Annotated in this window: 16 protein-coding genes and 1 tRNA gene; 5 read left to right on the top strand and 12 right to left on the bottom strand. The window is 58.1% G+C overall.

From position 1 onward, the window contains the following. The first annotated feature begins 206 nt into the window (after window positions 1–206). Together aceE and I6J19_RS06385 are read left to right on the top strand one after the other, a co-directional pair. Window positions 207–2963: a pyruvate dehydrogenase (acetyl-transferring), homodimeric type gene (gene aceE, locus I6J19_RS06390; protein ID WP_038625976.1), complete on the top strand. Its 2757-nt coding sequence runs from the start codon at window positions 207–209 to the stop codon at window positions 2961–2963. Beyond that, window positions 2963–3322: an acyl carrier protein gene (locus I6J19_RS06385; protein ID WP_049181616.1), complete on the top strand. Its 360-nt coding sequence runs from the start codon at window positions 2963–2965 to the stop codon at window positions 3320–3322. The genes aceE and I6J19_RS06385 overlap by 1 nt, the downstream gene beginning before the upstream one ends. Here I6J19_RS06385 and I6J19_RS06380 read toward each other — a convergent pair. The 4 genes from I6J19_RS06380 to I6J19_RS06365 form a co-directional block, all read right to left on the bottom strand. Next, window positions 3298–3921, bottom strand: a complete 624-nt coding sequence (locus I6J19_RS06380; RefSeq protein ID WP_038625978.1) for a DUF3145 family protein — start codon at window positions 3919–3921, stop codon at window positions 3298–3300. The genes I6J19_RS06385 and I6J19_RS06380 overlap by 25 nt on opposite strands. 268 nt (window positions 3922–4189) lie before the next feature. Beyond that, window positions 4190–5044, bottom strand: coding sequence for a serine hydrolase domain-containing protein (locus tag I6J19_RS06375; RefSeq protein ID WP_038625980.1), 855 nt, complete (start codon window positions 5042–5044; stop codon window positions 4190–4192). A 10-nt stretch (window positions 5045–5054) separates the two neighbouring features. Beyond that, window positions 5055–6431: a dicarboxylate/amino acid:cation symporter gene (locus I6J19_RS06370; protein WP_187402474.1), complete on the bottom strand. Its 1377-nt coding sequence runs from the start codon at window positions 6429–6431 to the stop codon at window positions 5055–5057. 320 nt (window positions 6432–6751) lie between these two features. Beyond that, window positions 6752–8395 (bottom strand): DHA2 family efflux MFS transporter permease subunit, encoded by a 1644-nt coding sequence (locus tag I6J19_RS06365; RefSeq protein WP_141737467.1) that lies wholly within the window; start codon window positions 8393–8395, stop codon window positions 6752–6754. A 278-nt stretch (window positions 8396–8673) separates the two neighbouring features. On the opposite strand from I6J19_RS06365, the gene I6J19_RS06360 reads away from it, so the two are divergent. Next, window positions 8674–8747: transfer RNA gene (locus I6J19_RS06360), tRNA-Ile, on the top strand. Here the strand turns inward: I6J19_RS06360 and I6J19_RS11045 are convergent. From I6J19_RS11045 to I6J19_RS06320, 7 genes are all read right to left on the bottom strand, one after another. Then, window positions 8707–9588, bottom strand: a complete 882-nt coding sequence (locus I6J19_RS11045) for a tyrosine-type recombinase/integrase (protein ID WP_420839100.1) — start codon at window positions 9586–9588, stop codon at window positions 8707–8709. The two genes, I6J19_RS06360 and I6J19_RS11045, sit on opposite strands and share 41 nt — an antisense overlap. Before the next feature lie 50 nt (window positions 9589–9638). Next, window positions 9639–9752, bottom strand: coding sequence for a hypothetical protein (locus I6J19_RS11040; protein ID WP_420839099.1), 114 nt, complete (start codon window positions 9750–9752; stop codon window positions 9639–9641). A 266-nt stretch (window positions 9753–10018) separates the two neighbouring features. Then, window positions 10019–10465 carry a hypothetical protein gene (locus tag I6J19_RS06340; RefSeq protein WP_187402475.1) on the bottom strand — a complete coding sequence of 149 codons (447 nt, stop codon included), beginning with the start codon at window positions 10463–10465 and terminating at the stop codon, window positions 10019–10021. Then, the gene (locus I6J19_RS06335; RefSeq protein WP_168168146.1) at window positions 10458–11267 is read right to left on the bottom strand and encodes an FtsK/SpoIIIE domain-containing protein; all 810 of its coding nucleotides are present in this window, start codon (window positions 11265–11267) and stop codon (window positions 10458–10460) included. The genes I6J19_RS06340 and I6J19_RS06335 overlap by 8 nt, the downstream gene beginning before the upstream one ends. Then, complete coding sequence (locus I6J19_RS06330) at window positions 11260–11784, bottom strand: hypothetical protein (RefSeq protein ID WP_070841101.1); 525 nt, start codon at window positions 11782–11784, stop codon at window positions 11260–11262. The genes I6J19_RS06335 and I6J19_RS06330 overlap by 8 nt, the downstream gene beginning before the upstream one ends. Then, on the bottom strand, window positions 11777–12046 hold the full coding sequence (locus I6J19_RS06325; RefSeq protein ID WP_141764738.1) for a hypothetical protein: 270 nt from the start codon (window positions 12044–12046) through the stop codon (window positions 11777–11779). The genes I6J19_RS06330 and I6J19_RS06325 overlap by 8 nt, the downstream gene beginning before the upstream one ends. Before the next feature lie 106 nt (window positions 12047–12152). Continuing rightward, window positions 12153–12527: a hypothetical protein gene (locus tag I6J19_RS06320; RefSeq protein ID WP_070841103.1), complete on the bottom strand. Its 375-nt coding sequence runs from the start codon at window positions 12525–12527 to the stop codon at window positions 12153–12155. Between the two features lie 180 nt (window positions 12528–12707). Between I6J19_RS06320 and I6J19_RS06315 the strand changes: the two genes are divergently transcribed. Then, complete coding sequence (locus tag I6J19_RS06315; protein WP_070841104.1) at window positions 12708–13127, top strand: hypothetical protein; 420 nt, start codon at window positions 12708–12710, stop codon at window positions 13125–13127. Here I6J19_RS06315 and I6J19_RS06310 read toward each other — a convergent pair. Further along, window positions 13098–14447 (bottom strand): rolling circle replication-associated protein, encoded by a 1350-nt coding sequence (locus I6J19_RS06310; RefSeq protein ID WP_187402476.1) that lies wholly within the window; start codon window positions 14445–14447, stop codon window positions 13098–13100. The genes I6J19_RS06315 and I6J19_RS06310 overlap by 30 nt on opposite strands. Before the next feature lie 144 nt (window positions 14448–14591). On the opposite strand from I6J19_RS06310, the gene I6J19_RS06305 reads away from it, so the two are divergent. Then, window positions 14592–14849, top strand: coding sequence for a hypothetical protein (locus I6J19_RS06305; RefSeq protein ID WP_141764740.1), 258 nt, complete (start codon window positions 14592–14594; stop codon window positions 14847–14849). The last annotated feature ends 82 nt before the right edge of the window (window positions 14850–14931 follow it).

Below are 14931 nucleotides of genomic sequence, written 5' to 3'. Positions count from 1 at the left end.
AAATACATTTTTCACAGCTGCAAAATAAGAATTTCCCCAAAAAGGTGCAGTTTTCGCGGTGTTCTTCGCAATGTTCGTCGTAAAGCCAAGCGGATTATTCGGTGAAAGCGTGTGTAAGAAACGGCTAGGGGCACAACAAACGATTCAGAAGTAGAGTGGAGAACAATAACCTTTGCCTTTCCTTCAGGGACTGAAAGGAGCTCACAATGTCCGATACATCGTCAGGTACGCCACAAGCCCACTCTGATGAGTCAAATTTTGCCCTTATCCGTGATGGGGTCGCCTCCTATCTCACGGATGCAGATCCTGAAGAGACCAAGGAGTGGCTTGAGTCTCTCGACGGCCTGTTGGAAGAGGCAGGTCCGGAACGCGCACGCTTCCTCATGCTGCGACTGCTGGAACGTGCCACGGCAAAGCGCGTGGCCCTACCGCCGCTGACCTCGACAGACCTCGTCAACACCATCCCGACTGAGATGGAGCCAGAATTCCCAGGCGATGAGGACATTGAGCGCCGCTACCGCAAGTGGATCCGCTGGAATGCGGCAATTATGGTCCATCGCGCACAGCGTCCAGGTATCGGCGTGGGCGGACATATCTCCACCTATGCGGGTGCCGCACCGCTTTACGAGGTCGGCTTTAACCACTTCTTCCGCGGCAAGGACCACCCAGGCGGCGGTGACCACGTCTTCTTCCAGGGCCACGCTTCGCCGGGCATGTACGCCCGTGCATTCCTAGAGGGGCGCCTGACCGAAGAGGACCTCGACGGTTTCCGACAGGAGGTCTCCCTCGGTGAGGGCAATGGCCTTCCCTCCTACCCGCACCCGCATGGCATGCCGGAGTTCTGGGAGTTCCCGACGGTGTCTATGGGGCTGGGACCAATTAACGCTATCTACCAGGCCCGTTTTAACCGCTATCTCCATGACCGCGGCATCAAGGACACCTCACAGCAGCACGTTTGGGCCTTCCTCGGTGACGGCGAAATGGACGAGCCGGAATCCCGTGGTGCCATTCAGCATGCGGCGCTGAACAACCTGGATAACCTGACATTCGTCATTAACTGCAACCTGCAACGTCTCGACGGTCCGGTGCGCGGTAACACCAGCATCATCCAAGAGTTGGAGTCGTTCTTCCGCGGCGCTGGTTGGAATGTCATCAAGGTCGTTTGGGGCCGTGAATGGGACGAGCTCTTCGCCAAGGACAAGGACGGCGCACTAGTCGACCTGATGAATAAGTTCTGCGATGGCGATTACCAGACCCTGAAGGCTAACGACGGCGCTTGGGTGCGAGAGCACTTCTTCGGCCGTGACCCGCGCACTGCCAAGCTGGTCGAGGACATGACCGACGAGGAGATTTGGAACCTCCGTCGAGGTGGCCACGACTACCGCAAGATTTACGCTGCCTACAAGAAGGCCTTGGAGACCAAGGATCAGCCGACTGTCATCCTGGCGCACACGGTTAAGGGCTATGGCCTTGGCCACAACTTCGAGGGCCGCAACGCGACCCACCAGATGAAGAAGCTAGCACTCGACGACCTGAAGCTTTTCCGCGATAACCAGCGCATTCCAATCTCCGACGAGGAGCTGGAGAAGGATCCCTACCTGCCGCCGTACTACAACCCGGGCCCGGAGTCCGAGGAAGTGCAGTACATGCTGGAGCGACGCAAGGAGCTCGGCGGTTTCGTGCCAGAGCGCCGCACTAGCTACGAGCCTCTGACAGTGCCAAAGCCTGAGAGCCTGAAGAACCTGCTCAAGGGATCAGGTAAGCAGAAGGTTGCCACCACTATGGCGACGGTGCGTGTTTTCAGGGACCTGATGCGCGATAAGGACCTCAAGGATCGTTTTGTGCCCATCATCCCTGATGAGGCCCGTACTTTCGGCATGGACTCCTGGTTCCCGACGCTGAAGATCTACAACCCGCACGGCCAGAATTACACTCCGGTCGACCATGAGCTGATGCTGTCCTACAAGGAAGCGAAGGACGGCCAGATTCTGCACGAGGGCATTTCCGAGGCGGGCTCTGTGGGGTCGTTTACCGCTGTCGGCTCGGCGTACGCCACCCATGGCGTTGCCATGATTCCGCTCTACATCTTCTATTCGATGTTCGGTTTCCAGCGTACGGCTGACTCCATTTGGGCCGCTGGTGACCAAATGACCCGTGGCTTCCTGCTCGGTGCTACAGCTGGTCGCACGACGCTGACCGGTGAAGGCCTGCAGCACATGGACGGTCACTCCCAACTGCTGGCGGCTACGAACCCGTCTGTGGTCTCCTACGACCCGGCGTTCGCCTACGAGATTGCCTACATCGTCTGCGACGGTATCGACCGCATGTACGGGCCAGAGCGCGGCGAAGATGTCATCTACTACCTGACTATCTACAATGAGCCGACTTCGCAGCCGGCTGTCCCGGAAGACCTCGATGTCGAGGGGCTACTTGGCGGTATCTACCGCTTCCGCAAGGCTGAGGGCGACAAGCATGTCAACCTGCTGGCTTCCGGCATTGGCATGCAGGAGGCGCTGCGCGCCGCGGACATCCTGGAAGACTACGGCGTGGCTTCCTCGATTTACTCGGTGACATCGTGGAATGAGCTGGCCCGCGATGGGCACGAGCGTGACACTGAGCGTCTACACAACCCGGCTGAAGAGGTCGACGACGCCTTCGTTACCCGCCAGCTGTCCGACACCGATGGGCCGTTCATCGCAGTGACCGACTTCCAACGTGCGGTCCCGGAGCAGATTCGCAAGTGGGTTCCGGGTGACTACACCGTCCTCGGCACCGACGGCTACGGCTTCTCGGATACCCGTCCGGCCGCTCGCCGCTACTTCAACTCCGACGGCGAGTCAGTCGCTGTTGCGGCCCTGTCCGCACTGGCACGCGCTGGCAAGCTCGACATGAATGTCGCCCAGGAAGCAGCTGAAGAGCTGCAGATTACCGATCCAACCGCAACCACTCAGGACGCTGAATAATGACCTCAAGCCTTGGAGATCAGCTCAGCGCCCTACTGGGCACACAGGTCACCGGTGACGCTGACGATGCCTCACCTAATGCAGCGAACGGGGGCTCGAAGAAGAGTTCCGCCGACGCTGACCTGCCCGCAGGTCTTCACGGCGAGGTCGCGGCAATCGTCAAAAAGATGGCTAACGACGAGGTGGAGTCCTTAGAGCTCTCCACCCCGCTGACCGACTACGGTTTTGACCGCCTAAGCGTCGTAGAGTTGGCCGTCCGTTGCGAAGAAGAGCTGGGAGCCCGCGTTGAGGACGAGGACATTTCCTCGTTTAAGACCCTCGGCGATGTAGTTGACTACATCGCCGCCCGGCGCGGGTAGAGCTGCAGCACGTTAGCTGCCTCTACCCCACCAAGGTCTGCGTTGCCAGCGGTCGAGTTGCCGCTGGCACTGTCGGTCCCGGCAGGGGTGGACGTCGTAAAGCAGTCTTCGGGGGCGTAGCCTGCCGTCATCATGCGCATCGGCTCTAACACGCGGTCCCACGGCCCACCGATGGCCGCGTCGAGGGCACCTTTGATGTCGCCGCCGCGCGCCATGATGGAACGCAGCGCGTCTTCGTTGATCACGATGTTTCCGGCGGCATCGGTCTGTCCGGCGAAAGTCCCCAGCTGCGGGGTATGGCAGTAGCGCATACCGTCAATGGCGTAGCCGTCATCATCCACGGCTGGGTCTTGCGCCAGCTCGAAATAGAGGCGCGGCCACCTAGCCAGGTTGTCCACCAGTGTGGCGATGGTGTCAGCACTTGCAGTGAAAGGCACCTCAGCGCACAAAGTGGAATCCTGGTCGGTCGCACGCCAAATATCCCGGCCTGGCTTAGTGCCATCGGGCATGCTGAGTCGGGCCAGCGCCCACGTGATGTGTGGTTGCAGCGGCCCTGGCATGCTGTGAATCCACAGGACGCCTGAAAGTTGGGTGCGCATAGACGAAGGTCCTCGGAAAGGTTGCGGTCAATTGGTGTAAGACGAGATTCGTCTTCCCCTACGAACTCATCCAACGACACTTGCCACACTGCAGAAAAAGCACTGCGGTAAAACAACACTTCTGAGGTTTGCGTTGCACGTGTTTATGATTGTTATTTCCAAGACGGCTGCTGGCAACCCTCAAGTTGTCCTTAATCCCCCAGATGTGATTTAACGCTGAGACGAAAAATCGGCGCCGCAAGCGACGCCGGCTTACTCCACATCCCCCTTAATCCTCAGCGTGTTCTTCCAGCTCACTCCAGAGTTCGTCGTTGAAGTCGGCCCATAGAGGCTTTGCCCACTCGCCGAAATCTCGGTCGGTCAGCGCGATTGCCGCCCGTCCGGTTGGACGATGCAGCCACAGGAGTGTGCCCGCTTGCCCAAAATGGCCTGCGACATCCTTGGGCATCGAGGCACCAAACCACAGCCCCTGCTTGGAATCGGGGTGCCCGAAGATCTCAAAGCCCAGGCCCCAATCGGCCGGACGTTGCATACCATAGCCAGGCACAACACCATTCAGCCCCGGGAACTGCACCGTCAACGCCTCAGTCACGGTATCGGGATGCAGAAGAGTCGGGGCGAGAATCTCATCGACGAAGGCCATGAGATTAGCGACGCTGCTGCGCGCGCCATGCCCTGCCGAGCCATCCAGCACGGAATCCGCCATCCCTAGCGGCTCAAACACAGCCTGGCGCAGGTATTCACTAAACGGCATGTCTGCCTCCGCGGCGATTACATCGGCGATGATGTCAAAACCCGCGGAGGAGTAAATACGCCGCTCCCCTGGCTCTTTTTCCAGCTCACGGCTGGCAAACCCCACCCCGCCGGCGTGCGCCAGTAGGTGACGCACAGTCGCACCACGACCGGGTGGCGTGAGCTCTTGATTGAGCTCCAGCGCACCCTCTTCGACGGCCACAAGCATTCCCACGGCCGCCAACAGCTTGGTCACACTGGCCAGTTCAAAAACTCGGCCGCTATCACCGTGGGTGTGCCAACTGCCATCGTCGGCACGCGCGGCAGCCGCGACCGCGTCGACTGGCCACTGGTCAACTTGCGCTAGAACAGAGGGCTTCCAAGAAGTCATGTCCTCAAGACTACGCAAGCGCGGCAGACGTGGACTTCTCAGCAGGCGCGTCCGCAGACTCGTCGTCCGACTCGTCAGCTGTTTCGTCGGCTGGCGACAGGTCGGCGTTGGCGCTTGCGTCCCACTCGCCCTGGTCCCAAATTCCTGCACGCTTTGCGACGACCAACGGGACCACGGCCTGACCGGTGACGTTTACCGCGGTGCGTCCCATATCCACAATCGGCTCGACAGCCAACAGGAGGCCGACACCGGCGAGTGGCAGGCCGAGGGTCGACAGGGTCAGGGTCAGCATGACGGTAGCGCCGGTGGTGCCAGCAGTTGCAGCCGAACCGATAACGGAGACGAAGATGATGAGCAGGTAGTCCGTGAAGTCCAGCGGTACCCCGTAGAACTGCGACACGAAGATAGCTGCGATAGCCGGGTAAATGGCAGCGCAACCATCCATCTTCGTGGTAGCACCCAGCGGCACTGCGAAAGAGGCGTACTCATCCGGCACTGCCAGACGACGCGAGACAACGCGCTCAGTGACCGGCATGACGCCCATCGACGAACGAGTAAAGAAGCCGAGCGAGGTCACTGGCCAGACGCGACGGAAGAAGTCGATTGGGCTAATGCCATGAATCTTCAGCACAGCTGGGTACACAACTGCGATAACCAGGAACAGGCCAATGTAGATGGCAATGGCGAACTTGCCCAGGCTGCCAAGTGCTTCCCAACCGTACTCAGCGACAGCATGACCGATCAGAGCCGCAGTACCGATTGGTGCCAGACGGATAACCCACCACAGCACCTTCTGCACGATGGTCAAAAGAGAGCCGGAGAACTCGATGAACGGTTCAGCCTTCGGGCCGACCTTTACTGCGGCAATACCGAAGACAATCGCGATGACCAGCAGCTGCAGGACGTTGAAGTTCAGCGAGCCGGATACAGCACCGTCAGATTCGCTGATCTTCACACCAAGGCCGAGGAAGTTCTGCGGGACAATGCTCTGCAGGAATCCCCACCACGAGCCCACAGAATCCGGTTCCTGTGCAGCCGAGGCATCGACGCCGGAGTTAACGCCCGGCTTGATAAGCAAGCCCAGGCCAATGGCAATAACCACCGATACAAAGGATGTGATGGCGAACCAAATAAGCGTCGAAACAGCCAGCTTGGCTGCGCCTGCGACCTGGCGCAGGTTGGCAATCGACACCACGACTGCGGTGACCACCAGCGGCGGAATGAGCAGCTTCAACAGCGTGACGTAGGTACTGCCGACCTCGTCCAGCGCTGTGCGCAGCGAGGAGTCATCGCCAGTACTGCGGGCCATGAAGCCCAAAATGAGACCAATAATCAGGCCATAGACAACTTGGGCACCGAAGCCGGTCGCCCATGTGAATTTATTCACTTTTCCTCCTGGAAGTTTATCTGTCTGAAAACACTTATGGCGCGCTTTAGGTCATCTGACATATGCGCGTGATGGGGTATCCGAGGGCCGCTGGGCTCAGCTTCGAAGAGGTAGGCGCAACGGGGGCGGAAACCTGAAGTGTTTAGCGACAGGAGGAAGTGGAAATTCGGCCGTAATCGAGCCAACGCCGCTTTGTGAGCATTTTCATGTTGGTCATTTCTATCTTGCAAGTCCGGTTAAGAGACAAACGATAAGACTGCCACGATTGATGTTGTGACACCAATTCCCAACGCAGGCTCACAGCCAAATATTCCGAATCTTTAATTCGTTTTCTCAGCCTGCTTGCGCAGCTGCAGCACCTTTAGCGAGCAGAGGAAACCGATAGTTAGCGCACCGACGGCGGAATACAGCGCAAACTGTGTGGCATGTGCAAACGCATTTGTCAGCGGGATCAATACAGCGTCGGAAGCGCCCTGCGCCCGCAGACCAATCAGGATAGAGCCGGCGGAATCCTTCAGCCCCTGCCCCATCTGCTCCAGTCCCGGCGACAACTTCGCAATCTCGCGATCCAGCCCAATCGTCAACGCCATACCACCGAGTGCCGCACCGAGAGCAGAACCAATCTGCCGGATTGTCGACTGCGTCGCCGACGCCTGTCCCGACAGACGCACCGGAATATCGCCGAGCACCAGCGAGGTCAGTTGCGCCGACGCCAGGCCAAGGCCCAGACCGTAGATAATCAGCGCAAACACAACTAGCCACAACGGCAGGCCAACACGCTCTTCCGCCGCCAACTGCAGCGAACCAAAGACCTCGAGCCCCAGCCCCACAATCACGACACCGGCCGGGGTGATCCGGGCTGCTAGATGACGCGCCATGGCACCTGCGAAAAACGCGCCGAGAGCCATCGCTGCCAGGACCAGGCCAGTTGCAATCGTCGACAAGCCAATCGCCGACACCAAGTAGAGCGGCAGCACGAAGACCAGCGCGAACTCACCCACCGCGACGAGCATCGCCGTCGTATTCCCCCAGCTAAACGTGGCGTAGGAGAACATCGACACGTCCAACAGCGCAGGATCCGCGTTCTTCCGACGACGATTCTCCCACAGCACGAAGGCGACGAGCACCACCGCACCAACCAAGAGCGTGACGACGGGCGCGGAGGGAAAAGCAAACCCAATCTTGGCACCCTGAATGATGCCGAAGACGACGGCACCAAAGCCGATTCCAGATAGCAGCAGGCCGAGAACGTCGAAACCACCAGCGCCATTGGTCTCGCCCGCGGTGTTCGGCACCCAGCGCAGCGCAAGGAGGAAAAGCACCACGGCGATGGGCACATTGACCCAGAAGATGGCTTCCCAACCAGCGAATTGAGTAAGGACGCCACCCAAGAGCGGGCCGACTGCTGCGGCACCGGACATGACCGCACCCCAGATGCCGAATGCGGTGGCGCGATCTTTGTCACGGAACAGTGCGTTAACGCTGGACAGTGTCGACGGCAGAATGCACGCGCCACCAATGCCCTGGATAACGCGGGCTATGACCAACGGGGCCAAGGATGTGGAAAGCGCGGCCACAACGGAGCCGCCCGTGAAGATGACCAGACCGACGAGAAAAAGGGTTCGACGGCCAAAGCGGTCACCAGCACGGCCAGAGGTTAGCAGCAGCGCGGCGAAGACGGCGGAGTAGATAGTGGTAATCCACTGCGCACCGACGATGTCGAGGCCCAGCTCCGAAATGATAGTCGGCAGTGAGACACCAACAATGGTGCCGTCGAGGACAATCATGCCTAGGCCAACCGCAAGCACGAGCAGGCCCCACCAGCGCTGTGGCGAGGCCGAGAACTCAGCAATCTGATCCTCGTTGGCGATTGCCGTGACGGCGGTGCCCTCCGCTTTCTCTGTAGCACCGGGTTGTGCGTCGGCTGAGACGTCGGCGCTGCTCAAGGAAGGTTTCGTACTCATAGGATTAATGCTAGAAGTGTCCAAGCACTGATTCATCAACCGAAAGTCGTAATTTTCCGGAGCTTTGGTTCGTTGAGCACGGGAGACGCTTTGCTTCATCGAGCTCAGAGATGAGGGCATCGAGAACGCGGGACAACTTCTTTGAATCCGCGCAATGGCAGCAGAACCTGCTGGCTATAGGGCTTTTATCACCACGCAGTGGCAGATTGCTATGATGCTATGAGGTCTCGGGCGCTAATTAATAGCGCTTAATTGCCGCTTCGCAGTGCCCGAGCCTTGCCCCTATAGCTCAGTCGGTTAGAGCAGAGGACTCATAATCCTTTTGTCCCAGGTTCGAGCCCTGGTGGGGGCACTACCGCACCTACCGCGTCCTGCAGCGACACGGACAGGTGTTCGAGGTCACCTGCCACTACCCCCGCGTAATGCCGGAGCGTAGTGGTCGCATCAGCGTGTCCAAGGTGCGCTGCAACAACCTGCGGAGCAACACCCGACCGCAGTGCGAGGGTCGCGCAAGTATCACGGAGCGCATGAGGAGTGATTTTCCTCACACCCGCACGGGCACACGCAGGCTGTAATGCCCTTGCCGTCCAGTTCGTCCTGTGCACCGGAGTACCAACAGCCGAGGTAAACAGCAGCTCGGTTTTACAGCTGGCGGCGCACACTCGCAGTCGCTCCATCACAAAACGCGGGAGGTACACCCGACGACGCTGATGCGTTTTGCCGTCAGAGCGCAGCCACCCGCCACCACGAGCAGGGATAAGACCGCCCGAGACCATGATGTACTCATCGTGCACCGACGCGGGTTTTAGAGCTGTAACCTCGGAAAATCGCAAGCCCCCGTAGACCAAGACCTCAAAAATCAGCAGGTCACGACCAGACAGCTGTGCGGACACTCGCTGTACCTCATCCGGGGAAAGCGGGTCAGGCAGCGCCCTAGTGGCAGGCGGCATTTTCACTAGCTTCGCCGGCGAGGACTTCACATAGCCCTCAATCTCCGCCAGCCGGTACACCTGGCGAACAATAGAAAGCGACTGTCGCACCTGGTGGTAGGCGTGGGGCGCAGCCTCTATCACCCAACCCTGCACATCTCGGTAAGTGATTTGATCGAGACGGAAACTTCCAAACACAGGCTGTAAATACTGCTCCAGCAACCAGCGGTAATCCTCAGCGGTTTTCTCTGCAACAGGATGCATCGACAGCCACTCAGCCGCATAATCGCTAAAATACGGTGCCTGACCAGCCACTATTTTTCACGCACCCTACCAGACGCATACGCGTCCACACTCTCAGGGACATAACGAACGAGCTCGCCAACCTGCATATACCGCGGACCAACACCACGGTCACGCCACCGCATGAGAGTCTGACGGGACACACCCAAACGGCGAGACACCTCGCCGGGGGTCAAAAGGGAAGTCATTTGTAAACCAACTTTCAAAAGAAACAAAATCAGAACTAAAACAAGGTAAAGGTGCGCCCGCCGTAGCGGGCGCGGTCAATGAGGAGACACAAGAAACTGCAGGGATACCCGACCTAGACGACGGAGAACAAAACCACCTGGTCACCCGCCCTATCGGGGCAGGGACAAAGGGGCTTTCGCCCCTCTGTACACCCCTCTGTGGACTAGGCAGACACCAGACGCACAACGCACCGACCAGAGGTCACCGCACCTGTGGTGCGATTCACATCCTCATAGGCCAGGCAGATGCGCTCCGTAGGGGCGGCATACCTAGCCGTAACCGGAGAAACCTGCAGGTCAACCGGGTTTTTCGGCATACCGTACAGGCGCTCCTCACTTTCCAAAACCTCTCGCGCCTGCACACAACTCCGCTCCCGAGCCTCGTCGATGTACACACTGCCGGACGGCTGATAGTTACAGTCTCGCTCTACACGGGCACGAGCGCGGTCAATACGACACTGCCCAAAATCCTGAAACAGACCGCCGCATTTTTCCGGCTCCCCCGGAGTCACGTTCTCTGGTGCCTGGTCACCACCACCCTGAGCAACCACCAGACCGATACCAGCGAACAGCGCGAGCACACCGCCAGCGATTTTCCGCCCCCTACTCATCAGACTCACCTACTAGTGGAGTGTGCTGATCGAAGACGTACCGCCCGATGCGGTCGTAGTACTCGTCATAGTCCATATCCGGAGACTGAAACCAGGTGAAATCCGGCTTGCCGATTTCGCGAAGCACACCGCGACCTGGCTGTAATGCAATCATTCGAGCAACGACCTCGGGTTCTACCTGGTCAAACATCATTTTGATGCTGTCCGTGTTGTCCTGCGCGTAGGAGATTCGACGACCATACTGCGACCGGTCATGCAACGTTTTCGCTTCCGCACGCTGCAGAATCGTAAAAACGCGAATGCCGACCTTTGCGCCCTCGCGGAGTAGTCGACCGACAGCGCCAGTAAAAGATGCTGCCTGCTTTTTATCCCAGGCGGTCATCGACTCAATCAAACCGGAATATTCCTCAAGCACGCAGAAAATGATTGGCTGGCTTACCGAGAAGTCGTCGATTTTCTCTCGGCGACCGAGGTTCGCCATGCGGCTTTCCATTTCGGCTACCACCGCGTTAACCAGCGCAATTGCCGCTTTTAACGACGCTTCTGAGGTACCAAGAACAAAGTCCTGCGGTCTGCCGGAATACTCCCACCAGGGGCGCAATAACCCAAAGGCGGGGTCGATGCCAACTACCTGAATATCGGAGTGTTTTGCCAGCTGAATTAAAATCGATTGGCTGCCCTTACTTTTACCTGAGCGGGTGATGCCCGCAATAAACGTGTGGTAAGACGCATATGGGTCGAAACATACGAGATGTCCGTCCTCGTCCTGCGCCCACCAGAGGGGTGCCCCTGTATCAGTCAAGGAAATCGACCCCCAGCTTCTTCTCAAAAGCATCACGGGTGATGGCATACAGGCGCATTTGACCAGGACGCTCACGCTCTACCTGGTAGTCGCGAACCCCCTCAATATCTGCGTACGCGCCGAGCTTTTCGACACCCTCACGAAAACCCTTTTCGCTCATACCCTGTGGGAGCCTGCACACCAGGGCAACCCCACGGGAATCTTTCAGGCGACGGACTACGGTCGGGGTCAGCCGTGACACCTCTTGCTTTTCCTCGCCATCTTCAGTGCGCACTGTGCGGACCGTTTCGACGTAGCAGCCGACCGCCTCCAGTGCTGTATGCAGCTTTTTATCCGTGCCGAACCTGCGGAAAAATTCGCGCTCGCCCGCGCGAAGATCGTCCTTATCATCCTTGCTCAGTCCATGTAGCTGCTGGCGGTTTTCACCCCACGACTCAGCCAGGCTGATTACCGCAAGGATGCCGCCGACAATCAGCACAAGGAGAAACAGGCTTCCAAAATCGATGCCATTACTCATTTTCAGCGCCTCCCCACAGACCAGCCGCAGCCTCGTCACGTCCGCGAGCGGTCAGAGTGAGGCGCTCGATTTCGGGATGGAAATAGTCGCGCTCTCCATGAACCCAACCTCGGCGGATAAGCTCCACTACGACCTCTCCTATCTCCATATCCGACACGTCAGACATGCAAATAAGTAGCTCGCCATAGGTCATCGGAAAACCCTTGGACAGCCACTCTTCTAGCAGTCCTACAATTTGCCGCTCAATCGATATAACGCTCACAGCGTCCTCCAATCTTATTTTGGGTGGAATACCTTTTTGGTGATTCCTAGTCGCTCCCCCAACCACTCGCCGGGGGATGCGGTACAAACCACCAGACAAAAGCGGCTTAGCGAGCTAGCTGCTCGGAGAAATCCACGACCTGCTGCAGCTCACCGATGCGAAGCGTAGGGCGCATTTCCGCGAACGTGCTGTCACGGTCAGACGAGGCGCGCACCACCAAGTCGCAGTTTTTTCCAGCCGCAAGCAACTTGCCTGCAGGCAGTGCAAACGGCTCGGTGCTCTGCACAGTGACCGTCATCTGCTGCCCCTGCCACAAAGCAGGAACGTCCGCGATGCGGTGAATCTCACCACCGTCATCATCAAGCGCGGGCTTGTCAGTCGGACGCCGATTTTCCCACTGCATCATCTGGCGAGACTCCGCATCAGCAAGAACCACCAACTTCACGCCTGCAGCCGGAACAGTAAACGAATTGAGCGCCATTTTGGCTTCCTCTCTACTAAACAAAACGGACCACATCCGCCGTTCCCGTTTGGAACTATTTGTAGTATATCACACTTCTTGTTTCGCTCGCTCCAAAATGTACCACCCGGCACATGTGAGCGCAACACAAAGAATCAACCTGCTAGATTTGTACCGCCCGCATCACATAGACTCAGCCACATGAGCACTAGCGACTACCGCCGACTGGCGCAAGAAAAAGAAGATGCAATCCGCGAACTGCAAGCCCAAATCGAGCACACTCGCGACATCATCGAAGCCAACCGCGAAGCCTTAAAGACGCTCACTAGCTTGGCTTTTGCCGACTTCGGCGTACCACAACGCCGAGTCGCACAGTGGGCTGGAGTATCGCCGACGCAAATCCACCGGTGGAACAAGGAAGTCCAGGAATCCCTGGCAAATCGTCACAGTGACGATAAACAGTCCGACGTATCTACCACCGCCAACACTGATTTTGTACCTAAAATTTTCGACGCCCGGCAATCCGGTCACACCGAGGAGATAACCGAGACGGAACAAGCAAAAATCGAAGCCAGATACAACCGTGACGCACTACTGCGTCGCCTGGCGGAGAGTAACTGATCCGCGCATACCCACCGGCAGTTTTTTATCGCCTGAACGATACGCATTTAGCGCCCTGAACAGGTCTTTTGCCATACCTGGTGCATCATCCATCAGTAACCACCCCGCACGCCATTTACCCAGCATGCGGCGTTTTGTACCAAACTGCGCATGCGCCCAGCGGGCGAGAACTCGTCCGAAAAAAATCATTTCATCAGCAGTGATTAGTGCCACAGCCATAACTTTTTTCAGTCCAAAAACGCCCCAAAAACGCCCGATGCCCGCACCCGACTCAATCCACTGCGCAGGCGCAACATTCTGATACCCCTTTGATCCACCATCCGCGCTTTTCGCCGCATACTTTGAAAAATAAAAACTTGCATGACGCGAGGACTCAAAACTCTGCCGCGTGTGGTGCACACCAGTGCCCGCCATCAGATGCCGCGCACGCTCCCCCGAGCTTTGATCGGCAGCAACAATTTTTGCCCATGTCGCAGCAAGCCAGCCAGTAAAATCCACCTGCACCTTTTCGCTGGTCACAGGGCTTTTCACGGTACACGCCCCCTCTGGCACCACCATCAAAAGATGATAGTGAGGGGCACCCCTACGCTGGAACTCACGCTTCCACACTCCCAGCAGCTCGCGTCCCCAGTCACGCTGAAACTGCAACCTCAACCGATTCAGGTGCGCATACACGGTTTTTGCATCGGGAGCGACCGCCTGCCAATCCCCCGGATACGTCAACGTCACCATGGCGATTTCGCCAGGTTGCTCCAAAAACGCGTTCCAGTCCAATTCGGAAAACGTTGCAATCATTCGAGTGCGCGATTTTTGCGACCACTCAGTAATTCGACGGTCTTCCTCGCGTCGCTCACAAGCATCCAGCTGCTCTAGGTAGACCGCCCATTTTTCATGTTCGTGCTGGTTATGGGCGTTTTTCAGGTTCTCGGTTGCCATCCTTTTTAGAGTCGGCAGAGTGCCCTCTGCCAGCTCTCGGGCATGCCTCAGCGACTCCAGCGCCGCATCCAGCTTTTCCGCAGCAGGGATAACCCCAAGCCCCCGCCACTCGCGCATCAGTACCGTGTGCTCACGAATCGCATCCGCACGGACATCTACGTCCGTCGAGGTATCCAGTACGCCCTCTAGCTCGGTTAGCCGACGCTCTACCGCCACAACGCGCTCTTTATGCCGCGCACGTTCCCTCTCAATCTTCAACAATGCCTTTTGCTGATCTTGCATCTTGCGGTCACGTTCCCGTGCCCGCTCATCCCTCTTCTCCCGAAGATTAAAATCGTAGGCACCCAGCCTCAGTAGCGCCGGGGAAATTTGAATCGTCGCCACTTTCCCCTCTTCCCCTTCCCACGTCCGTGAGGTCAACGTTTCCGCCGCGTCCCGGCATTCTTCTACCGTGGGAAATCCCCTATCTACCTCGGAGTTTTCCTCCCGGGTGCGAATTTGTCGTGTTTTGGCACATATGGATAAACCATGTGCCAGCTCGTCGCCTGCGGCTCCTCGCCACGCCCCGCCGTCGGCTACACCTACGCTACCGCGCGCGGTCGCTCCCACACCTACCGCGCCACTCCGCTGCCGCGGGCGCTTGCGCATGCGACCTTCGGTCGTTCGCGCGCCCTTGCCCCTGCGCTCTGCTCCCGGCTCGTCGCTGCACACGTCCACTACGGCTCCGCCTGGCTGGGCAGTGGGGGTAGAAAACATTTTCGACAACTGCATAATGAAAACACCTAGTGTAATAGGAGGAAATTTTTACAAAACGGCGGTTACCTAAAACCGCAGGTCAGCCCCGCTCCTCATTTTTGAGTAGCGACTC

Source organism: Corynebacterium amycolatum (assembly GCF_016889425.1).
In the GTDB taxonomy this organism is placed as follows: domain Bacteria; phylum Actinomycetota; class Actinomycetes; order Mycobacteriales; family Mycobacteriaceae; genus Corynebacterium; species Corynebacterium amycolatum.
Note: the sequence above shows the minus strand (reverse complement) of the source record. Positions and strands in the feature narration are given on the sequence as shown.

Coding starts and splice junctions, on each gene's coding strand:
- aceE (WP_038625976.1), top strand. CDS start 207: ATGTCCGATACATCGTCAGGTACGCCACAAGCCCACTCTGATGAGTCA.
- I6J19_RS06385 (WP_049181616.1), top strand. CDS start 2,963: ATGACCTCAAGCCTTGGAGATCAGCTCAGCGCCCTACTGGGCACACAG.
- I6J19_RS06380 (WP_038625978.1), bottom strand. CDS start 3,921: ATGCGCACCCAACTTTCAGGCGTCCTGTGGATTCACAGCATGCCAGGG.
- I6J19_RS06375 (WP_038625980.1), bottom strand. CDS start 5,044: ATGACTTCTTGGAAGCCCTCTGTTCTAGCGCAAGTTGACCAGTGGCCA.
- I6J19_RS06365 (WP_141737467.1), bottom strand. CDS start 8,395: ATGAGTACGAAACCTTCCTTGAGCAGCGCCGACGTCTCAGCCGACGCA.
- I6J19_RS11045 (WP_420839100.1), bottom strand. CDS start 9,588: ATGCATCCTGTTGCAGAGAAAACCGCTGAGGATTACCGCTGGTTGCTG.
- I6J19_RS11040 (WP_420839099.1), bottom strand. CDS start 9,752: ATGCGGTGGCGTGACCGTGGTGTTGGTCCGCGGTATATGCAGGTTGGC.
- I6J19_RS06340 (WP_187402475.1), bottom strand. CDS start 10,465: ATGAGTAGGGGGCGGAAAATCGCTGGCGGTGTGCTCGCGCTGTTCGCT.
- I6J19_RS06330 (WP_070841101.1), bottom strand. CDS start 11,784: ATGAGTAATGGCATCGATTTTGGAAGCCTGTTTCTCCTTGTGCTGATT.
- I6J19_RS06320 (WP_070841103.1), bottom strand. CDS start 12,527: ATGGCGCTCAATTCGTTTACTGTTCCGGCTGCAGGCGTGAAGTTGGTG.
- I6J19_RS06315 (WP_070841104.1), top strand. CDS start 12,708: ATGAGCACTAGCGACTACCGCCGACTGGCGCAAGAAAAAGAAGATGCA.
- I6J19_RS06305 (WP_141764740.1), top strand. CDS start 14,592: ATGTGCCAGCTCGTCGCCTGCGGCTCCTCGCCACGCCCCGCCGTCGGC.